General features: G+C 73.0%; 19 protein-coding genes. 6 read left to right on the top strand and 13 right to left on the bottom strand.

Features of this window, described 5'->3' with window-relative positions; genetic code table 11:
- Positions 1-19: 19 nt before the first annotated feature.
- From F4558_RS08615 to F4558_RS08585, 7 genes are all read right to left on the bottom strand, one after another.
- Entirely contained in the window at positions 20-1,447 is a 1,428-nt protein-coding gene (locus F4558_RS08615) for a class I SAM-dependent methyltransferase (RefSeq protein WP_167943749.1), read from the bottom strand.
- A 17-nt stretch (positions 1,448-1,464) separates the two neighbouring features.
- On the bottom strand, positions 1,465-1,614 hold the full coding sequence (locus F4558_RS08610) for a hypothetical protein (RefSeq protein WP_245242525.1): 150 nt from the start codon (positions 1,612-1,614) through the stop codon (positions 1,465-1,467).
- Positions 1,615-1,786: 172 nt separating this feature from the next.
- Positions 1,787-3,016, bottom strand: coding sequence for a bifunctional glycosyltransferase family 2/GtrA family protein (locus tag F4558_RS08605; RefSeq protein ID WP_167943748.1), 1,230 nt, complete (start codon positions 3,014-3,016; stop codon positions 1,787-1,789).
- The gene (locus tag F4558_RS08600; protein WP_167943747.1) at positions 3,013-5,331 is read right to left on the bottom strand and encodes a glycosyltransferase family 39 protein; all 2,319 of its coding nucleotides are present in this window, start codon (positions 5,329-5,331) and stop codon (positions 3,013-3,015) included. The genes F4558_RS08605 and F4558_RS08600 overlap by 4 nt, the downstream gene beginning before the upstream one ends.
- Before the next feature lie 45 nt (positions 5,332-5,376).
- Positions 5,377-6,882 (bottom strand): sensor histidine kinase, encoded by a 1,506-nt coding sequence (locus F4558_RS08595; RefSeq protein ID WP_167943746.1) that lies wholly within the window; start codon positions 6,880-6,882, stop codon positions 5,377-5,379.
- Positions 6,860-7,606: a response regulator transcription factor gene (locus tag F4558_RS08590; protein WP_053657790.1), complete on the bottom strand. Its 747-nt coding sequence runs from the start codon at positions 7,604-7,606 to the stop codon at positions 6,860-6,862. Before F4558_RS08590 ends, F4558_RS08595 begins: the two co-directional genes overlap by 23 nt.
- Before the next feature lie 103 nt (positions 7,607-7,709).
- Positions 7,710-7,961 (bottom strand): DUF8847 domain-containing protein, encoded by a 252-nt coding sequence (locus tag F4558_RS08585; protein WP_312877293.1) that lies wholly within the window; start codon positions 7,959-7,961, stop codon positions 7,710-7,712.
- Between the two features lie 157 nt (positions 7,962-8,118).
- Here F4558_RS08585 and F4558_RS08580 point away from each other — a divergent pair, with 157 nt between their 5' ends.
- The 3 genes from F4558_RS08580 to F4558_RS08570 all read left to right on the top strand — a co-directional run bounded on the left by F4558_RS08580 (position 8,119) and on the right by F4558_RS08570 (position 10,689).
- Positions 8,119-9,060, top strand: coding sequence for a serine/threonine-protein kinase (locus F4558_RS08580; RefSeq protein WP_167943745.1), 942 nt, complete (start codon positions 8,119-8,121; stop codon positions 9,058-9,060).
- Between the two features lie 69 nt (positions 9,061-9,129).
- On the top strand, positions 9,130-9,555 hold the full coding sequence (locus tag F4558_RS08575) for an OsmC family protein (protein WP_053657797.1): 426 nt from the start codon (positions 9,130-9,132) through the stop codon (positions 9,553-9,555).
- Between the two features lie 285 nt (positions 9,556-9,840).
- Positions 9,841-10,689 carry a hypothetical protein gene (locus F4558_RS08570; protein WP_167943744.1) on the top strand — a complete coding sequence of 283 codons (849 nt, stop codon included), beginning with the start codon at positions 9,841-9,843 and terminating at the stop codon, positions 10,687-10,689.
- Between the two features lie 19 nt (positions 10,690-10,708).
- Here the strand turns inward: F4558_RS08570 and F4558_RS08565 are convergent, their stop codons facing one another.
- The 5 genes from F4558_RS08565 to F4558_RS08545 form a co-directional block, all read right to left on the bottom strand.
- A complete protein-coding gene (locus F4558_RS08565) occupies positions 10,709-11,236 on the bottom strand; it encodes an ATPase (RefSeq protein WP_167943743.1) in 528 nt (175 codons plus the stop codon).
- A gap of 153 nt (positions 11,237-11,389) precedes the next feature.
- Positions 11,390-11,833 (bottom strand): response regulator, encoded by a 444-nt coding sequence (locus F4558_RS08560; RefSeq protein ID WP_053657802.1) that lies wholly within the window; start codon positions 11,831-11,833, stop codon positions 11,390-11,392.
- A gap of 69 nt (positions 11,834-11,902) precedes the next feature.
- Positions 11,903-12,250, bottom strand: a complete 348-nt coding sequence (locus F4558_RS08555; RefSeq protein ID WP_053657804.1) for an STAS domain-containing protein — start codon at positions 12,248-12,250, stop codon at positions 11,903-11,905.
- A 116-nt stretch (positions 12,251-12,366) separates the two neighbouring features.
- On the bottom strand, positions 12,367-13,416 hold the full coding sequence (locus tag F4558_RS08550) for a cobalamin B12-binding domain-containing protein (RefSeq protein WP_167943742.1): 1,050 nt from the start codon (positions 13,414-13,416) through the stop codon (positions 12,367-12,369).
- Entirely contained in the window at positions 13,413-15,314 is a 1,902-nt protein-coding gene (locus F4558_RS08545; protein ID WP_167943741.1) for a PP2C family protein-serine/threonine phosphatase, read from the bottom strand. Before F4558_RS08545 ends, F4558_RS08550 begins: the two co-directional genes overlap by 4 nt.
- Before the next feature lie 207 nt (positions 15,315-15,521).
- Here F4558_RS08545 and F4558_RS08540 point away from each other — a divergent pair, with 207 nt between their 5' ends.
- Together F4558_RS08540 and F4558_RS08535 are read left to right on the top strand one after the other, a co-directional pair.
- Positions 15,522-15,926, top strand: coding sequence for an STAS domain-containing protein (locus tag F4558_RS08540; RefSeq protein WP_053657808.1), 405 nt, complete (start codon positions 15,522-15,524; stop codon positions 15,924-15,926).
- A 67-nt stretch (positions 15,927-15,993) separates the two neighbouring features.
- Positions 15,994-16,341, top strand: coding sequence for an STAS domain-containing protein (locus F4558_RS08535; RefSeq protein WP_053657810.1), 348 nt, complete (start codon positions 15,994-15,996; stop codon positions 16,339-16,341).
- Positions 16,342-16,425: 84 nt separating this feature from the next.
- Here the strand turns inward: F4558_RS08535 and F4558_RS08530 are convergent, their stop codons facing one another.
- Positions 16,426-16,740: a hypothetical protein gene (locus F4558_RS08530; RefSeq protein ID WP_053657812.1), complete on the bottom strand. Its 315-nt coding sequence runs from the start codon at positions 16,738-16,740 to the stop codon at positions 16,426-16,428.
- A 201-nt stretch (positions 16,741-16,941) separates the two neighbouring features.
- Here F4558_RS08530 and F4558_RS08525 point away from each other — a divergent pair, with 201 nt between their 5' ends.
- Positions 16,942-17,919 carry a DUF2267 domain-containing protein gene (locus tag F4558_RS08525; protein ID WP_053657814.1) on the top strand — a complete coding sequence of 326 codons (978 nt, stop codon included), beginning with the start codon at positions 16,942-16,944 and terminating at the stop codon, positions 17,917-17,919.
- Positions 17,920-17,951: the final 32 nt, after the last annotated feature.

Genomic DNA, 17,951 nt, shown 5'->3' with positions numbered 1-17,951 from the left:
TGGGGTCGGGGCGGCCGGGTCAGCCACCCATCACCGTCCGGTAGAGCGTGCGGGTGCCCGAGGGCAGTTCCAGCCGTTCGGTGATGCGTCCCCGGGCCTCCAGGAGCCGTTCGAAGGTGTCCCGACGGTAGTCGGGGAACAGGCCGTCGGGCTTGTTGGCGAGCAGGCGCTGGGCCATCGGGTCCTCCGGGTGGACGAACTCGACCACAACGGTTCCCCCTGGGGCGGTCAGTCCGGCCAGCCAGTCGACGACCTCGGGCAGCGGCACGTTGCGCCCGATCGCCAGGTGGTGCACGAGTGCCAGGGCGAGCACGACACCCGCCGAGGCCCGTTCGGCGAAGCCCGCGCGTTCGACGCCCCGCCAGCCGCCGCCGGGCGACGGGTCGGCCAGGTCCACTACCAGCGGCAGGATCCGGCGTTGCCCCTCGGACCGCAGCGCCCGGTACAACTCGTCGACCACTGCGGGGTCCTGCTCCACGGCGACCACGTAGTCGGCGTGCCCGGCGGCCAGCCGGGCGTACCGGCCGTCGTTGGCGCCCAGGTCGAGCACGAGGCGTGGACGGTTGGCGGCCACCGCGGCGACCACGAACTGCTCCTTGGCGACCCGGTCTGGCGCGGAGTAGCCGCAGGTGCTCCGGTAGTCCGCCCAGTGGCTGCCCGACGGGCGGTGCTCCAGCCTGCGGACGAGCTTCTCGATGCCGCGTACGGTGGCGGTTTGCAGTTCGCGGCTGTAGCCGGCGGCCCGCAGCTGGGCGCGGACGTCGCTGGTGCTGGCGGCGGCGTTGCGCTGTTGCATGGCGCCGTGCAGGTGCACGTGGGTGAGGACGCCGGGGCGCAGCCGGCGGGTTCCGCCGAAGAGCGGGCGGATCTGGTCGGCCTCGATGCCGTCGACCTGGGCGCGCAGCCACGGTTGGAAGTCGACGCCGAGGTGGGCGGTGAGCAGCAGCGGGTAGAGCGCGGTCTGGCAGAACTGCCGGTAGCCGGCCCAGGGTTCGCCGTCGCGGACGGGCTCGAAGGAGCCGATGTCGATGAAGACCGGCTTGGCCCCACGCCACTGGAGGTTGTACGCGGAGCCGTCCTTGGTGGTGAAGCCACCGGCGAGGGCGGTACGCAGGATCTCCAGGTGCAGCAGCGCGGCGTCGCGCAGCATGCCGAACGACCACTCGTACGGGTGGGACACGAACGGGATCCGCTCGTGGCGCAGCACCGCCGCCCACGGTTTCCCGGCTGCGGCGGGCACGAGGGTCGGCGGGGCGTCCTCGGTGGCGCAGACCTTGCCGTCGGCCACGAGGGTGGGAAAGAACGGGCTGGCGGCGAGTGTCCGCCAGTGTTCGGCGGCCTGCGCGTCCAGCCCGCGCAGCACCTCGTCGCCGACGTGGAAGACCCGGTTGGCGGGGTCGCGGAAGGAGGCTGGCTCGGGGCGTACCCCGGCGGGTGCGGTTGTCATTGTTGCCCCGACCGGTGTCAGTGCTGATCGGTCGGTTGCCTGCGGAACCGGTCGACCAGCCGCCGCCAGTAGAGCTTGGCGGCGACCGCGACACCGGCCACCCCGCCCACGACAGCCTGCACGATCAGGCTGCCGGATCCCGCGTCCAGGTAGGCCAGATGGTTCACCGACCGCTCCTTCCCCTCGCCCGTCTCGACACCGGCGTCCCGGGCGTGCAGCAGTGAGGCTTTTTCACCCAGAAGGCCGGACTTGTCTGCCACCGTACGCCGATCATCGCTGCCGTACCGCCGCATCCGGTTACTGCCAGCAACATCACAGGAACAGAGCGAAGCTAAGCGTTCAGGTCCGCCGGTGGTGCATGCCCAGGCGCAGCAGCACGAAGCGCAGCACTGTGGCGGCGAGGTTCGCAGCCACCAGCACGACCAGTTCCACCGTCCGGGTGGGTGCGGCGACGGCCACGTGCAGCATCGCCAACGCGCCGCTTGTCAGCGCCAGGCCGAGCGCGAACGCCAGCAGTCCCTGCGCGTGGTGCCGACCGGCGTGCCGACGCCCGGTGATGCCGAACGTCAACCGCCGGTTCGCGGCGGTGTTCGCCACCGCCGTCACCAGCAACGCCAGCAGGTTCGCCGGCTGCGCGCCGAGCGTGCCCCGGGTGGCCACGAAGAGCAGCAGGTACGCCAGCGTGCTTGCCACTCCGACGGCCGCGAACCGCGCCAACTGGCGGGGCAACCCGACCGGCACCCGTGCCGGCGGTGCGGTCAGCGGAGCCCGGCCGAGCTGCGCGCGCAGCTCTGCCACCGGCAGCGCGCCGGTCAGGAGCGCCCGACCCAGCCGGCCCATCCCCCGCAGGTCCGCCAGAGCGGCGGCGACGATGTCGACGCGGCTGTCCGGGTCGTCGACCCAGTCCACAGGCACCTCGTGGATGCGCAGTCCGGTCCGCTGGGCGAGTACCAGCAACTCGGTGTCGAAGAACCATCCGGTGTCGCGCACGAGGGGCAGCAGCTCACCGGCGACGTCCGCGCGGATCGCCTTGAACCCGCACTGCGCGTCGGAGAACCGCGCGAACAGCGCCCCGCGCAGCAGCAGGTTGTACGCCCGCGAGATGATCTCCCGCTTGGTGCCGCGTACCACCCGGGAGGTTCGCGCCAGCCGGGTGCCGATCGCCAGGTCGGAGTGGCCGGAGATGAGCGGCGCGACCAGCGGCAGCAGCGCCGCCAGGTCGGTCGACAGGTCCACATCCATGTACGCGAGCACCGGCGCCGACGACGCCGTCCAGGCGGCGGAAAGCGCCCGGCCCCGCCCCTTGGCGTCCAGGTGCAGCACCTCGACGCCGGACAGCTCACCGGCGAGACCGTCGGCGACCTTCAATGTGTCGTCCACGCTCGCGTTGTCGGCGATGGTGATCTGGAACGGGTACGGGAAGTGCTCGCTCAGGTGTGCGTGCAACCTGCGTACGCACGGCCCGAGGTCGGTCTCCTCGTTGTAGACCGGGATCACCACGTCCAACACGGCGGCGGCGGTGCCCGGCCGGGCCTGGATGGCGGCACGGTGGCCGCTGGGCGCTGTCACGAGCCCGCCTTGGGAGTGCTCAGGTCGTAGACGGTGACACCGTCGACGGTCTGCGCCGTGAAGCTCTCCGCCACCCAGGCGGCGATCTCCTGCGACGCGGAGCTGCCGCCGTTGGCCCGGAAACCGCCACCACCCAGGAAGTAGTGGATCTTCCCGTCAGCGACGTACCGCTGGAACTGCGCGAGCGTCGGCGACGGGTCACTGCCGTTGAACCCGCCGATCGCCATCACCGGGTCGCCGGTGGCCAACTGGTAGCCGGAGGCGTTGTTGGAACCGATGGTGGCCGCCACCCAGGTGTACGACGCGCTGTCCCGTTCCAGCAGCTCACGCAGGGCGGCGCTGGGCTCGCGGGCATTGAGCAGCCCGCCCATCCCGCCACCGGCCGCAGGACCCTGCCCGCCGCCGGGGGGCACCTGACCGCCGTCGCGCCCACCGCCCGGGAAGCCGGGAGCCTGACCACCGGGATCCTGACCAGCGGGGGCACCGCCGCCCGGAAAGCTCGGCGCCTGGCCGTTGTTCTGGCCGCCCTCCGGGCGCTGGCCGCCGTCGGGACGCTGCCCACCGGGCATCTGGCCGCCGTCGGGGCGCTGGCCGCCGGGCATCTGGCCGCCGTCGGGGCGTTGCATGCCGCCCGGGGGTTGCCCGCCGGGGAAGCCGCCGCGGCCGAAGCCGCCCGCCACGGACGGGCCGGCAGTCGGGATCGAGCCGCCGTGCGGGGTCGCGGCGGTCTGGAGCGCGTACGCCGCCGGACCCGCCAGAGCCGCCGCCGCGCCGACACCCAGGACCACCGGCACCAGCCACCGGGGCAGCCGGGTGGCCAGCAGGATCCCGGCCGCGCCGGCCAGCCCGGCGACGAGTACGGCGGTGCGCAGCCACGGGTACCAGTCGGGACTGCGCCCGAGCAGCACCCACGCCCACCAGGCGGTGACCGCCAGCGTGCCGGCGAGCGTTGCCGTGGCGGCCAGCGGACGCCACCGCTGCCACATCGATCCGACCGCCGGTTTGTCGCCCGGCAGCGGGCCGACAGCGGGCTCCCCGCCGTTGGACGATGCGGGCAGCGGCCGGCGCTGCCGCCAGAGCACTGTGCCGCCGATGCCGACAAGCGCGCCGACGGCCGGGGCGAGCGCCACCGTGTAGTACGCGTGGAAGATCCCCGACATGAAGCTGAAGATCAGGCCGGTGACCAGCAGCCACCCGCCCCAGAGCAGCAGTCCGGCCCGGGTGCGGTCGGTACGCGCGGCCCGCCCGGTTGCCAGCAGCCCGGCGACCAGCAGGATCAGCGCGGCCGGCAGCAGCCAGGAAACCTGACCGCCGATCTCGCCGTCGAACATCCGCAGCAGACCGGTCTGACCCGAGAACGGGCCACCGCCGCCCATCCGGCCGCCGCCACCGACGCTGCCCACCTCGTCGCCGGTGAGCCGGCCGAGGCCGTTGTAGCCGAGGGTCAACTCCAGGATGCTGTTGCCCTGCGACCCGCCGATGTACGGCCGGGCGCTTGCCGGGGTCAGCTCCACGATGGCCACCCACCAGCCGGCGGCCACCACCACGGCGACGCCGGCCAGCAGCAGTTGACGCACCCGCCGCCACAGGCCGGTCGGCGCGGCCAGCAGGTACACCCCGGCGAAGACCGGCACCACCAGGAACGCCTGGAGCATCTTTGTGAGGAAGCCGAAGCCGACGAGCGCGCCGGCCAGCACGATCCACCGGGTGCTTGCCGTCTCCAGAGCACGGACGGTGGCGTACGCGCCGCCGACCAGCAGCAGGACGAGCAGTGCGTCGGGGTTGTTGAACCGGAACATCAGCGTCGCCACCGGGGTGAGCGCCAGGACCACGCCGGCGACGAGGCCGGCGACCGGCCCGTACCAGCGCTTCACGGTCGCGTGGAGAACGCCGACGGAGGCGACACCGCAGAGCGCCTGCGGGACGAGCATCGCCCAACTGTTCAAGCCGAAGATCCGTACGGACAGGGCCATCAACCACAGCGATGCCGGCGTCTTGTCCACGGTGATCGAGTTGGCGGCATCCGACGAGCCGTAGAAGAACGCCTTCCCGCTCACCGAGCCGGCCTGCACTGCCGCCGCGTAGAACGAGTTGGCCCAACCGGAGGCGCCCAGGCCCCAGATGTAGAGCAGGCCGGTGCCCAGGAGCAGGACCACCAGCGCGGCTCGGGTCCAGCCGGGCGTACGCGGCGGCGCGGGCTCCTCGGCGGGCGTGGCCGCCGACGGTGGATCCACCGCCGACGGATCCACCGCCGGCGGTGGATCCGTCGGCGCTGGCTCGGCGGGTGTGGTCGGCACGGTGTCGGTTCGGTCCATGAGCACCACCCTCGACCGCTGTCCTGTTCCGACCCCGTGCGCCGCCTATGCGCCAGCTGTGGGATTCGGCAGACGGACGGTGAACACGGTCCGGCCGGGTCGACTCTCGACCGCCACCGAGCCGTGGTGGGCCTCCACCACCGCCGCCACGATCGCCAGGCCGAGCCCGGTGCTGCCGTGCGCGCGGGACCGTGAGCTGTCGCCACGGGCGAACCGTTCGAACATCTCCGGTTGCAGCTCCGCAGGCACGCCCGGTCCGTCGTCGGCGACGGTGAGCACGGCATTGTCACCTTCGACGGTCAGCGTGGTGGTGACTGTCGTGCCGGGCGGGGTGTGCACGCGGGCGTTGGCCAGCAGGTTCGCCACCACCTGATGCAGGCGTGCCGCGTCGCCGGGGACCTGGATCTCCACCTCCGGCAGGTCGAGCTGCCAGTGGTGCTCCGGACCGGCCACATGGGCGTCGCTCACCGCGTCGACCACCAGGGCGGACAGGTCCACCGGTTCGGACGCGAGCGGCCGGCCGGTGTCGAGCCGGGCCAGCAGCAGCAGGTCGTCGACGAGGGTCGTCATGCGGGTGCTCTCCGACTCGACGCGCCGCAGCGCGTGCGCCACGTCGGGTGGTACCTCGTCGCGACCGCGTCGGGCCACCTCGGCGTACCCCCGGATCGCCGCGAGGGGGGTACGCAGCTCGTGGCTGGCGTCGGCGACGAACTGGCGTACCCGGGTCTCGCTGGCCTGACGTGCGGCGAGCGCGTCGGCGACGTGGCCCAGCATCCGGTTGAGCGCCGCGCCGACCTGCCCGACCTCGGTGCGCGGGTCGGTGTCGCCGGCCGGGACCCGGACAGCGAGCGCGACCTCACCCCGGTCCAGCGGCAGCTCGGTGACCCGGGTGGCGGTGGCGGCCACCCGGTTCAGGGGTCGCAGAGCGGCCCGCACGATCACGGCACCGGCGGCACCTGCGACGAGCAGCCCGGCGACGGCCACTCCGGCCTGCGCGGCGACCATCCACCAGACGGTCTCCTGGACGCCGGAGAGGGGGATGGCGACAGCGCGTACCCTGCCGTCGCGGAACTGCCGGGCCACGGCCCGGTAGTCGCCGCGCTCGCCCAGGTCGACGGTGCGTGGCGCGGCACCGACGGGCAGTTCGGCAAGCACGGCGACCTGGTCGACCTCGACGGCCTGCTCGTCGGGGAAGGGCTGCTCGCTGGACGGGCTGTTGGTGAGGGCCGAGGCGCTCGTCACGCGGCCGTCGGTGATCTCGGCGACCACAGTGCCGGCGGGCGAACCGGGCGGGACGGCCGGTCCACGGCCCGGAAAGGTCGGGCGGCCGGGTCGCTCGTCGCGCATGGCCGTGGCGGGGGCCAACTGGTCGTCGAGCCGTTCGATCAGGAAGTGCCGCAACGCGACAGTGGTCAGCCCGCCGGTGGCGACGCTGACCACCGCGAAGAGCAGGACCAGTGCGACAACCAGCCGGGTACGCAGCGACCGGCCGGCCAGCCAGCGGCGGGCGGCCCGGGGTGGGCGGCTGTCACTCGGCGGGTTTGAGGACATAGCCCGCGCCGCGCAACGTGTGGATCATCGGCGTACGGCCGGCGTCGATCTTCTTGCGCAGGTACGAGATGTACAGCTCCACCACGTTTGCCTGGCCACCGAAGTCGTAGTTCCACACGCGGTCGAGGATCTGCGCCTTGCTGAGCACCCGGCGGGGGTTGCGCATGAGGTAGCGCAGCAACTCGAACTCGGTGGCGGTGAGGGTGATCAGCTGGCCGCCGCGACGGACCTCGTGGCTGTCCTCGTCGAGGCTGAGGTCGCCGACGGTCAGCACGGCGTCCTCCCGGGCGGCGACCGCGAAGCCGGAGCGGCGCAGCAGCGCGCGCAGCCGGGCGATGACCTCCTCCAGGCTGAACGGTTTGGTCACGTAGTCGTCGCCGCCCACTGTCAGCCCGGCGATGCGCTCCTCGACGGCGTCCCGGGCGGTCAGGAACAGCACCGGCACTGTCGGGGCGTGCTCGCGCAGCCCGCGCAGCACCTGGAAGCCGTCCAGGTCGGGGAGCATCACGTCGAGCACCACGGCGTCGGGCTGGAACTGCCGGGCCGTGCTCAACGCCGCCATGCCGTTGCCGGCGGTACGCACCTGCCAGCCCTCATAGCGCAACGCCATCGACAGCAGGTCGGTGAGCGTCGCCTCGTCGTCGACCACCAGCACCCGCACGGGTTCGCCGTCGGGGCGGCGCAACTCGACACGGGTCGGCGCGCCCTGCCCATCCATGATCATGCCCCCATCGTGGGCGCGCGGGCTGTGCCGTGCCTCTGCCCCTGCTGTGTGCCGGCTGTGCGATGGGGGTGCGCCGACGCCACCGGTCACCCCCAGCACGGGGTCACTGGGAAACCCCGTAGGCGTCGGTACGCACGTACCGCATGCTCCAGCCGCCCAGGCCGTCCGGCTGGTCGCGCTCGTAGAGGTGGTCGGGGCCGGGCTGTGTCGGGCCGGCGCCGTCGGGGTGCCGCATGATCCACCGCTGGGGCGGAGCGCCGTCCGGGCCGGCGGGCAACTGCCGCAGCAGGCCGTCCCCGGGACCGCCGACGAAGCGTACGGTGACCTCGCCCATCACGACGCCCCTCGTGACCACGCCGGCACGCTCGGTGCGGCCAGCCCTGGCTCGCAAGCTACCGCACCCATCCGCCGCCCAGGGCGGGATCGGGCGACCCTGCGGTTTGCCCAGCTCGGAGCCCGGGTACCGAACCGGAGGCTCCCGCGGTGGGCGGGGCGAAGGTGAGGAGCGGTCGATGCGCACGCTGGACGGGCGGTACCGGCTCGAACAGCGCATCGGGGTGGGCGGGATGTCCGAGGTGTGGCGAGCCCACGACCGTGTGCTGGACCGGCCGGTCGCGGTGAAGCTGATCTCCCCCGGCCCGGACGGCCAGCACGACACCGTCGACCGGATCCGCACCGAGGCCCGCAACGCGGCCCGGCTGGTGCATCCGAACGTGGCGAGCGTGCACGACTTCGGCACCTCGCCGACGCTGCCCGGTCGCCAGCTGCCCTACATCGTCATGGAGTTGGCCGAGGGCGAGACGCTCGCCGCTCACCTGCGGTCCGGCCCGCTGGATTGGAGCATCGCGGTGCGCGTCTGCGCGGAGGTCGCGGCGGCCCTGGCCGCGGCGCACGCCAGCGGCATCGTTCACCGCGACGTGAAGCCTGCGAACGTCGTCCTCACCCCGGCCGGGGTGAAGGTGCTCGACTTCGGCATCGCCACGCCGGCAGGCACGTCGGATCCGTTGCCGGACGGGATGCTGCTGGGCACCCCGGCGTACCTGGCGCCCGAGCAGCTCGACGGCGCGGCGGCCACCCCGGCGGCCGACATGTACGCCCTCGGTGTGCTGCTCTACTACTGTCTCACCGGTTACCTGCCGTACCAGGCGAGCACCGCATGGGAGCTGTTGAGGGCGCGCCGGTCCCGGCCACCGGAGCCGCTGCCCGAGATCGACGGGCTCCCGCCGGAGGTGGGCGAGCTGTGCCGGTCGTTGCTGGCCGACGATCCGGCGCGGCGTCCGACGAGCCTTGTCGCCGCGCTGCTGCTGGCCGAGGCCGTCGACGCCCGGGTGTACGTGCCGATGGGGCTGCCCACGCCACGCCGGCCAGCCCCGACGTCGCCGTGGACCGAGCGGGCCGCCACCGAGGCCACCGAGGCGCTGTCGCTCGTCGACGGGTCGGCGCGGGCCGACTGACAGCGTGTCGCGCGGCGTTTCGCCAGCCCAGGGCCGGGTAGCCGGCGGGTGAGCGACGGGAGGAACGCGATGCCGGATCCGAGTCCCTGGCTTCAGGAGGCCACCGCGACCGCCGAGGGCGGTCACGTACGCACCGACGATGGTGGGCTCTCCACCGCGCTGGCGTCACCACTGGCGGCGCACTGCACCGGGTTGCGGCCGGAGCAGTTGCTGGCCGCCGCTTTCGCGTCCTGCCTGCACCACGCGGCGGTGGAGGCGGCCGGAGAGATCACCGACGAGGCGCACACGGTCCAGGTGCGGGCGGAGGCGAAGCTGGGGCGCGACGACGACGGCCTCTACCGGGCCGACGTGCACGCCTCGATCTCGTCAGCCGGCCTGAGCCGGAAGCAACTGGCCGACCTGGTCGAGTACGCCGACCGGCTCTGGCCGTTCTCCAGCGGCGACAACAGCCGGCACCGGCTGACCGTCACACCTGCGGAGAACGGCAGGCACTGACGTCGCACGGGCTGTCGGTCGATCGAACGGTGGGCACCCGCCGTTCGGTCACCCGATGGCCCCGACGAACGGGTGACCATGACAGGTGGACCGACGCCGGGGCGCGGGCGCGGCGCGCTGCCCGGCTCATCCCGTCGAATCGGGAATAACCGTCTCGCCTAATCCGCCCGGTTGGCGCTTTTGATGGCTTGATACCCTCTCTGCCCCACGCGATCGGGGCAAATTGTGGCGCATGCCACCGTACGGACCGATCGCATCGGGCCGCCGACTCTCTAGCCTCGGCGGGTGCACCCCGACGACCCCTCCGACCAGAAGCTGACCGAAGCGCGCTCGACCACCCGTACGAGCGACGCCACCTCAACCGAACGGACGATCGGCCGTCACCGGGCCCCCGAGCCGCCCCGCCGCGCCCTGCTCAGCTCGACCCCGGTGCGGGTCGCCCTGGCCACCGGCGTCACCTGCTGCCTCGGCCTGGCCGCAGTCGCCACCGTCCGTGCCACCGAGGACACCCCAGGACCCGTGCAGCCCCTGGCCGAGGCACTCAACGACCGCGCCGCCATCGCCGACGAACGCGCCTCCCGGTCGCTGGACCGCGACGTCGCGCCGGCGCGGGTCCTCCCCACCCCCTCGGCGTCACCGACACCCACCCCCACCGCCACCCGCAAGGCGCCCAAGAAGCCCGTCAAGCCCCGCCGACCCCGACCGGTCGCCGGGCTCGACCAGGCGCAGATGGACAACGCGAAGGTCATCGTGGACGTCGGGCGGGAGCTGAAGATGCCGCGCCGCGCCCTCGTCGTGGCGTTGGCGACAGCCATGCAGGAGAGCAACCTCTACAACCTGGCAAGCGACATGCTGCCGGAGTCCACGCGTTACCCGCACCAGGGCAGCGGCTCCGACCACGACTCGGTCGGGCTCTTCCAGCAGCGGCCCAGCAGCGGCTGGGGCACCGTTGCCGAGCTGATGCGCCCGTCGTACGCCGCCCGGGCCTTCTACACCGCGCTCAACGAGATCCCGGGCTGGCAGGACATGAGCGTCACCGGCGCCGCCCAGGCCGTGCAGATCTCCGCCTACCCCGACGCGTACGCCCGGCACGAGGACCGCGCCACCGTCGTGGCGGCGGCGCTCACCGCCTGAGCCCCGCGGCACACGAGCCTCAACGGGTCGTTCGGCCCCTCGGTGGCTCCGCGTCGCGCCCACCGGCCGCCACCCGGCTCGCCGGTACGCCCGTACCCGCCGCCGCCGTCGGGGTGTCGGCGGGCACCGGCTCGACGGTCACCCCGGCCAGAACCTCGTCCACGAGCGCCTCGCGGCGGCGCCGCGCGTACAGTGCCGCCTCGAAGTCGCGCCGGGCCTGCACGGCATCCGCGTACGCCTGTTCGCGGACCCGCCGGGCCTCCTCACGGGCCTCGTCCAGCTCGAAGCGGGCCTGGGCCAGGATCTCCGCCGCCTCCTGGCGCACCGCGTCACCGGCCCGACGGGTGGTCTCGGCGTCGTCCAGGGCCAGCCGCTGGAGCAGGCCGTTGAGCCACGCCACCTCCTGGCGGATCTCGTCCCACTCACGGGTCGCGCCGGCGGCGCCCTCCACGCGCGCCGCGAGCCGGGACAACCGGATCCCCAGCTCGTCCAGGCAGGAATCCACCTGCCGCTGGTCGTAGCCGATCTTTCCCACGGAGAACCTCATCGTCGCCCCCCAGGCAGCTGTCGGTACTTTCCCCCACCTGGATCCTCGGTCTCGCGGACAACGACCGAGGGTGTTCGGGGAAATTGTTCAGCATGCGAGGGACGGGGCGGTGCGGCGACGGCCGATCACACGGCGGGGGCGGTGCCGGACGGGTCAGACGCGCTTGGGCAGCACCACGACCCGGCCGAAGAACTCGTCGATGCGGCGCACCACATCGTTGAAGTCGTCCAGGTCGATGGGCTTGGTGACGTACGCGTTGGCCTGCAACGTGTAGCTCCCGACGATGTCGGTGTCGGCGTTGGAGGTGGTCAGCACCACGACCGGGATGGTCCGCAGATCCTCGTCCTGCTTGACCGCGCCGAGTACCTGACGCCCGTCCATGCGGGGCATGTTGAGGTCCAGCAGGATGACGTCCGGCCTGCGGGCACCGCTGTGCCGGCCTTCGGCCCGGAGGAACTCCATCGCCTCCTCGCCGTCGCTGACCACGTCGATGACCTTGTCAACGTCGGAGTCGGCCAACGCTTCCTCGATCATCAGTACGTCACCCGGGTCGTCGTCGACGACCAGGATGCGTACCGGCTGCGGGCTGTCGCCCATCACTACCTGCCTCGGGTCGGGAGGAACGGGACCGAAACGCTCATCGTGCCGGCGGGGAAATCTAGCCCATCAGGAAGCGCTGCGGGACGCCGGGTCGACGCTGTCGGGCTGATATCGCAGCACCTCTGCCAGACCCGTCACCCGCAGCACGCGGTCGACACGGCCGGTGGCGCCGGTGAGGCGCAGCCACCCGCCGTCGGCCGCGGCCCGGTTGTCACCACGAACGAACACAGCCATCCCCGTGGAGTCACAGAAGGTCAGGTCGGTGAGGTCGAGCAACATCCGGCGCTCGCCGTCGGCGGCCAGCCGGTCGATCGTCGCGGTCAGCTCGCCGGCGGTGCTCATGTCCAGCTCACCGGCGAGCCGCAGGTAGACGCCACCGCCCTCACGCCCGGCGTAGCTGACGCTGAACGTCACCGTGCTCCCCCTCGCTCCACCGCTGGGTGGGACGTTTGCAGTGCGGCAAGTATACGCAGAGGCACCGACGTCACCGAGGGCGCGGTGATCACCCGGAACGTCCCTGAGGCGTGCCGTCAACGCACGGCGCCCGGGCCGGCGGTGGGCAAGCCGGCGCGGCTCAGCCGCAGCGTGTGCGCCGCCCTCGGGAAGTCACGCAGCGCTGTGGCGTAGTGCGCAAGAGTCAGGTCCACCGCGTCGGCCGGCACGCCGCGACTGGTCAGGATCTCCACCAGCCACTGAACGAACTCGGTGAAGAGCGAGGCGTCGTCGACGTACAGGGCGGCGGCCAGGGAGTCCACGATGTGCCCCAGGTCGCTGATCGTCGAGTCGAGCTGCGCGGGCGTGTACGACAGCGCCGCCGGCATCCGGTCCCGCAGGTCGGTGAGCGCGCTGTCGATCAGCTCCCCCCGCCGGCGGACCAGGCTCGCGTACTCGTCGTCGGCCAGGTGCGACAGCTGCGCCGCGGGGACCCGCCGCAGCGCCCGCTCGTCGGCGATCAACTCCGATGCCGACGGCGCGTCCGGCGCCCAGGCCGCGCCGAGTCGGGCCGCCCACCGGCCGTCCGCGCCGAACCCACGCCCGCCAACCACCACCGGTACGTCCGAGCGCCGGCACGCCTCGATCATCCGGTGCGCGTGCGGCAGCCGCATCGGCAGCGCACAGGCAAGCGCGACCGCCTGCGCGTCGTGCCGGTGCAGATACGACACCAGGTGCGCCGCCGGCACGCTGGCGCCCAGGAACGTCACCTGCCAGCCGCGCAGTCGCAGCACCTCCGCCACCAGCCGGGGCGGCAACGCGTGCCACTCGCCGTCCATGCAGGCCACAACGACCCGCCCGCCGGTCGGCCGGGTGTTGGCATGCTGGGCCACCGCCGCCACGACCCGCTCGCTGATGTGCGTGGCCGCGTGCTCCTGGGCGACGCTCCACTCGTTGCGCGCCCACCGCTCGCCGACCTCGGACTGGGCCGGCGCCACCAGGTCGAGCAGCACCCGCTCGGGCGCGACACCCGCGTCGAGCAGGCCGAGCGCCACGTCGACAGCGCCGTGCTCGTCGGCGTCGGCGAGGCAGGTCAGGTAGCCCCGGTAGGCGTCGGTCGGATCGGTAGTGGTGGCGAGGGCGGTCACGCGGGGCTCTCCCTCTGCTCTTCGGGCCTGGCAGGCTCCTCGCCCGTGCCGGTGGGCGGCTCGGCGGGCCGGGTGGGCTGCTCGGCGGGCCGGGTGGGCTGCTCGGCGGGCCGGGTGGGCTGCTCGGCGGGCCTGGAGGGCCGCTCGGCGGGCTCGCTGGGCTCTTCGGGCGTCGGGACCGAGTGCAGGTGCCGTGCGGCGCGCGGACCCGCGCCGACAGCGCGCACCGCCAGGACCGCGATGTCGTCGTGGTCGCCGTGTGCCAGCCAGTCACACGTGACCTGCTCGATGCGCTCGGCCAGGGCGGGCGCCGGCATCCGGTGGCACCCGGTCACGGCGGCGGTCAACCGTTCCGTGCCGAACTGCTCGTCGCCGCGGCGGCCACCACGGGCCTCGGTCACACCGTCGCTGTAGAGAAGACACGTCTCGCCCGGTGCCAGCCGGACGGTCACCTCGCCGACGCGCGGGTCGGGCACGACACCGATCAACATGCCGCGCAGCGGCACCGACTCGATCTCGCCGGAGGCGCGCAGCACCAGCGGCGGCAGGTGACCACCACCGGCCATGGTCAGCGTGACGCTCCCGTCGCGCTGCGGCCGCGCCACCCCGAGCACGATTGTGGCGAAGCGGCCCTGGCCGTGCGCCTGGGTCGTCTCCAGGAGCGCGTCGTTGAGCAGCCGCAGCAGCCGCCCCGGATGCGACTCCACCCGGTGCAGCGCCTGGAGGCACTGGCGGAGCTGGCCAGTGAAGACGGCCGCCTCGACGCCCTTGCCGGAGACGTCGCCGAGGAAGAACACCGAACCGCCGTCGGCGAGCCGGTGCGACCCGTAGAAGTCGCCGCCGATCCGCAACCCCGCCTGCGCCGGCCGGTAGGCGGTGCCCCACTGCACGCCGGGAACCTCGGCGGGCTCCACGGGCAGCAGGCTGGCCTGCAAGGTGTCGGCCACCTCCGCCTGGTCGCGGTAGAGAAGCGCGGTGGTCAACGCCGCGCCGGCCCGCGCCGCAAAGGCACGCAGCAGGTGGACGTCGTCCTCGTCGTACCAGCGGCTGGCCCGGCGGGCGACAAGCAGCACACCGGCCGGAGCATCGCGGCCGGGCACCGGGACGACCCGGGCGGCGCTGTCGACGCCTGCCAGGCCGGGCAGCCATCCGGCGTCGACTGCCTGCTCCACGAGCCAGTCGACAGCGTGCGGCTCGACGCCGGTCAGCCCGTCGGCGATGGCTGTCGGTAGATCACTCTCGGACAACATGCCGCTGTCGACGATCGGCGCCTCGTCGTCGGCACGGGACGCCCGCCACCAGCGGGCACGCCCGGCGCGCGGCGCCAGCACCAGCACCGACACCTCGGCGAGGGTCGGCACGGCCAGCCGCACCACGGCGGCGGCGGCCCGGTCCGGGTGCAGCGGGTTGCCCAGCTTGTCGCCGACCACTGCCAGGAAAGCGGAGCGGGCGCGCTCGGCCAGCAGGGCGTCGGCGCGGCTGACGCTCTCGGTGACGTCCTCGACGTACCAGCAGCACCGGCCGGCGGACAGGGACACCTGCCGGGCGCTGAGCCGGCGACCACGGTGGGTGAAACCGCTCGGAGCAGTCTCGCCCAGCCCCGGCACACCGGCCGAGGCGAGCAGCTCGCCGGGCACCACCTCGGGCAGCAGGCGCTCGGCCACCGGGCTGACATGTCGGACGACGCCCTCGGCGTCACAGACCACGAGGCCCTCGCGGAAGTGCTCGACGACCTCGGACCAGGCTGGTGTGCCCTGGCCCCGGTCGGGGTCGAGGGCCGGCAGCGTGGAGGTGGACCAGGGCTGGACGTCGGCGGGCCACGCCGGGGTCTGTGTGGTGCTCGGCGTGGAGATCCATCCGTCGCCCGGGTCGAAGTCCCTGACGTCGGAAGCAGTCACCAGCTGAGCCTCACTCCTTGTCATCCACCCGAACCGCGCCCCGGCACCGGCGTCTGTGGTCAAATCTGTTCGACCCACCCTACGCCGATCCGCCCTGAGCGGCATCCCACGGCAGCTCGCGGGCCCCTCCGTCGCGTACCGGGCGCTGTCGGTCGAGCGTTGTTACGATCCCTTCGAACCGGCCGGGCCGGAGTCATCCGGAAGGGCGTGATCGTGCAATCCCCAGGGCTGCGACCCGACGCGGCACCGCTGCGCATGTCGATCGACCAGAGCGATCCGGACAGGCCCCTGATCCGGGTCGGTGGCGAGTTGGCGTACGCCACGTCGGCGCCGCTGCGCGTCGAGCTCGACCGATTGCTCGCCAACGCGCCGCAGGCCCTCGTGCTGGACTTCGCCGACCTGGACTTCATCGACAGCACCGGCCTCGCCGTGATCGTCCACGGCTGGCGGGTGGGGCAGCAGGTCGACACGACGCTGCTGCTGCGGGCGGTCCCCGGGTTCCTGGCGACGATCCTGGAGATCACCGGCGTCGCCGGGCTGCTCGGTCGACGACTGCCCGCGACCCCCCGGGCAGTCGCCGGGCCGGGTCACGCGCAGGCCACCGCCGGGTGACCCGACAGCGGCCGGCCGCTCACGCCCCCGGGTTGGCGTTGCGTACGGGGACTGGGAGCATGGTGGGATGTCCCAGCAGCTGTTGACCATCGAGGTGACCCGGGTCGACGCCGGGCACATCCGGTTGCGGCTGAGCGGGGAGCTGGACTACGACACCGCTCCCGAGCTGGTCAGCGTGGTGGCAGACCTGCCGGGCGAGAGCCACCAGCGGTTGACGGTCGACCTGAGCGCTGTCAGCCTCTGCGACTCCTCCGGTCTGAGCGCGCTGCTGATGGCGCACCGCGCCGCCGGGTCGATGGTGCTGATCGGGGTCAGCCCGCAGGTGCAGCAGATGCTCGACCGCACCGGCCTCACCGAACTGCTGGCAGTGCAGACCGGCGCCGCCGACGGCGACAACGTACGCGCCATCGGCTGAGCCGGCTGACGTCCGCGCGTCCAGGCTCGGAAAAGGGGGGTGGCCCCCGACCCTGGGACCTGGGGTCGGGGGCCTGAGGAAGGTCTAGGGCGCGGTCATCGGCTGGAGTCGAGGGCCGGTCTCGCGCAGGTCGCCGGCCGGGGCGGAGTCGACGTCCTCGGGCTCTCCCGAATCAGGCGTGTGATACAGATAGCGGACAAACTCCCCACCCATCTCGTTGTCGTCCCCGCCTGGCCACTGGCCGATGCAGTCCATGCCGACCACTTCCCGGCCGGTCCCGTCGGCCTCCTCCAGCAGCGCCCACAGGCTCACCGGATAGCAGCGGGTGGCGTCCGGCGTGAGCTGCCAACGCGCGTACCAGCCGGGTCGGGCGGGGACGATCTCGACGATCCGTTTCATGGCGACCTTCCTTCCGCGTGCCTCGGAAGAACTGCGGTCCTGAACCAGATGCTGGCCCACGCGCGGGTGAGCGCCCCTCACCCGCGCCGGATGAAGCCGTCCGAGCGCTGGTCCTACCCGGCCGGAAGGGTCCGTTTCGGCTCCCGGGCCGGCGGGAAGGCGACGGGCGCACGAGCAGATCCCCAGCGGAAGAGGTGTCACATGCGCAAGCAGATGGAGGGCGACAACCAGCGCCGCCGGACACTGGCTCGGCAGGCCCGCGAACAGGGCAGACAGCCCAGCGAGTTCGGGGCGAGCCTGAGCGCCTCGAAGCAGATCACGAGCCTCGAACAGAGCAGGCGGGACGGCCCGCCGCCGGCTGGCCGGCACAAGTCGGACACCACGCGCGGTGGACCAGCTCCGCCGCCCGTCGGCACGGCCGACAATCCACGCCCGCTGCCGCCTCTCAGCGACAGTTCGCCGGGGGTGACGAGCGTGGGTTACCACGATCTGGTCGACGATGTCCGGCGTCGCGCCGGGGTCGACTTCAAGACGGCAAAGGTGGGCGCCGAGGCGACGGTGCTGGTCCTGGCCTTCGCCCTGGAAGCCGCCGAGCGGCAACGACTGCTCGCGGCGGTGCCGAACTCGCTGCACGACGTCGTGCCCGTCGACGGCATCGAGCGGCACCAGGACCTGCCCGGCTTCCTGGCCGAGGTGGGCCGGATCAGCGGGCGTACGCCCGAGCAGGCCCGCTATCAGGCGGAGGCGACACTCGCCGCGCTCGCCGACCACGATGGTGACCTCGTCGAGTCGCTGCACGTACCCGACGGGTTGCGGGAACTGCTGAACCCGCCGGCCGCCGGCGGCGGCATCGTCGGCGCTTCCACGGCCACACCCACGCTCGACGACGCCCAACTGCGGGCGGCCCTGGACGACCTGCCCTACTGGGCGGGCGACAGCGACGGCCTGTACCGGGTGGTCGCGCTGCCCCCGGACAACCTGGACCGGGTGCTCGACCGGCTCGACCGGCTACGCCGGGAAACCGGGCGCGGCCCGAGCATCGGACGCCCCGGTGGCACGGCTGCCGTGCTGACCGTGCGCACCACCCAGGCCGACGGGGTGACAGCGCTCGACGTGGACCTCGCCCACTCGATCGACGACGCGATCGACGAGGTGGGCGCCGGGATGGCCAGCGGCTGACCGGCAACACCGACACACGTGAGGGCCGGCGA

It is taken from the genome of Micromonospora profundi (assembly GCF_011927785.1).
GTDB lineage: Bacteria > Actinomycetota > Actinomycetes > Mycobacteriales > Micromonosporaceae > Micromonospora > Micromonospora profundi.
This window is presented reverse-complemented; position numbering and strand designations above follow the sequence as displayed.

Excerpts from the sequence above, each read along its gene's own strand:
- F4558_RS08525 (WP_053657814.1), top strand. The coding sequence starts at position 16,942 with ATGCGCAAGCAGATGGAGGGCGACAACCAGCGCCGCCGGACACTGGCT.
- F4558_RS08600 (WP_167943747.1), bottom strand. The coding sequence starts at position 5,331 with ATGGACCGAACCGACACCGTGCCGACCACACCCGCCGAGCCAGCGCCG.
- F4558_RS08575 (WP_053657797.1), top strand. The coding sequence starts at position 9,130 with ATGCCGGATCCGAGTCCCTGGCTTCAGGAGGCCACCGCGACCGCCGAG.
- F4558_RS08615 (WP_167943749.1), bottom strand. The coding sequence starts at position 1,447 with ATGACAACCGCACCCGCCGGGGTACGCCCCGAGCCAGCCTCCTTCCGC.
- F4558_RS08565 (WP_167943743.1), bottom strand. The coding sequence starts at position 11,236 with ATGAGGTTCTCCGTGGGAAAGATCGGCTACGACCAGCGGCAGGTGGAT.
- F4558_RS08595 (WP_167943746.1), bottom strand. The coding sequence starts at position 6,882 with ATGTCCTCAAACCCGCCGAGTGACAGCCGCCCACCCCGGGCCGCCCGC.
- F4558_RS08560 (WP_053657802.1), bottom strand. The coding sequence starts at position 11,833 with ATGGGCGACAGCCCGCAGCCGGTACGCATCCTGGTCGTCGACGACGAC.
- F4558_RS08535 (WP_053657810.1), top strand. The coding sequence starts at position 15,994 with ATGTCCCAGCAGCTGTTGACCATCGAGGTGACCCGGGTCGACGCCGGG.
- F4558_RS08530 (WP_053657812.1), bottom strand. The coding sequence starts at position 16,740 with ATGAAACGGATCGTCGAGATCGTCCCCGCCCGACCCGGCTGGTACGCG.
- F4558_RS08580 (WP_167943745.1), top strand. The coding sequence starts at position 8,119 with ATGCGCACGCTGGACGGGCGGTACCGGCTCGAACAGCGCATCGGGGTG.
- F4558_RS08590 (WP_053657790.1), bottom strand. The coding sequence starts at position 7,606 with ATGATCATGGATGGGCAGGGCGCGCCGACCCGTGTCGAGTTGCGCCGC.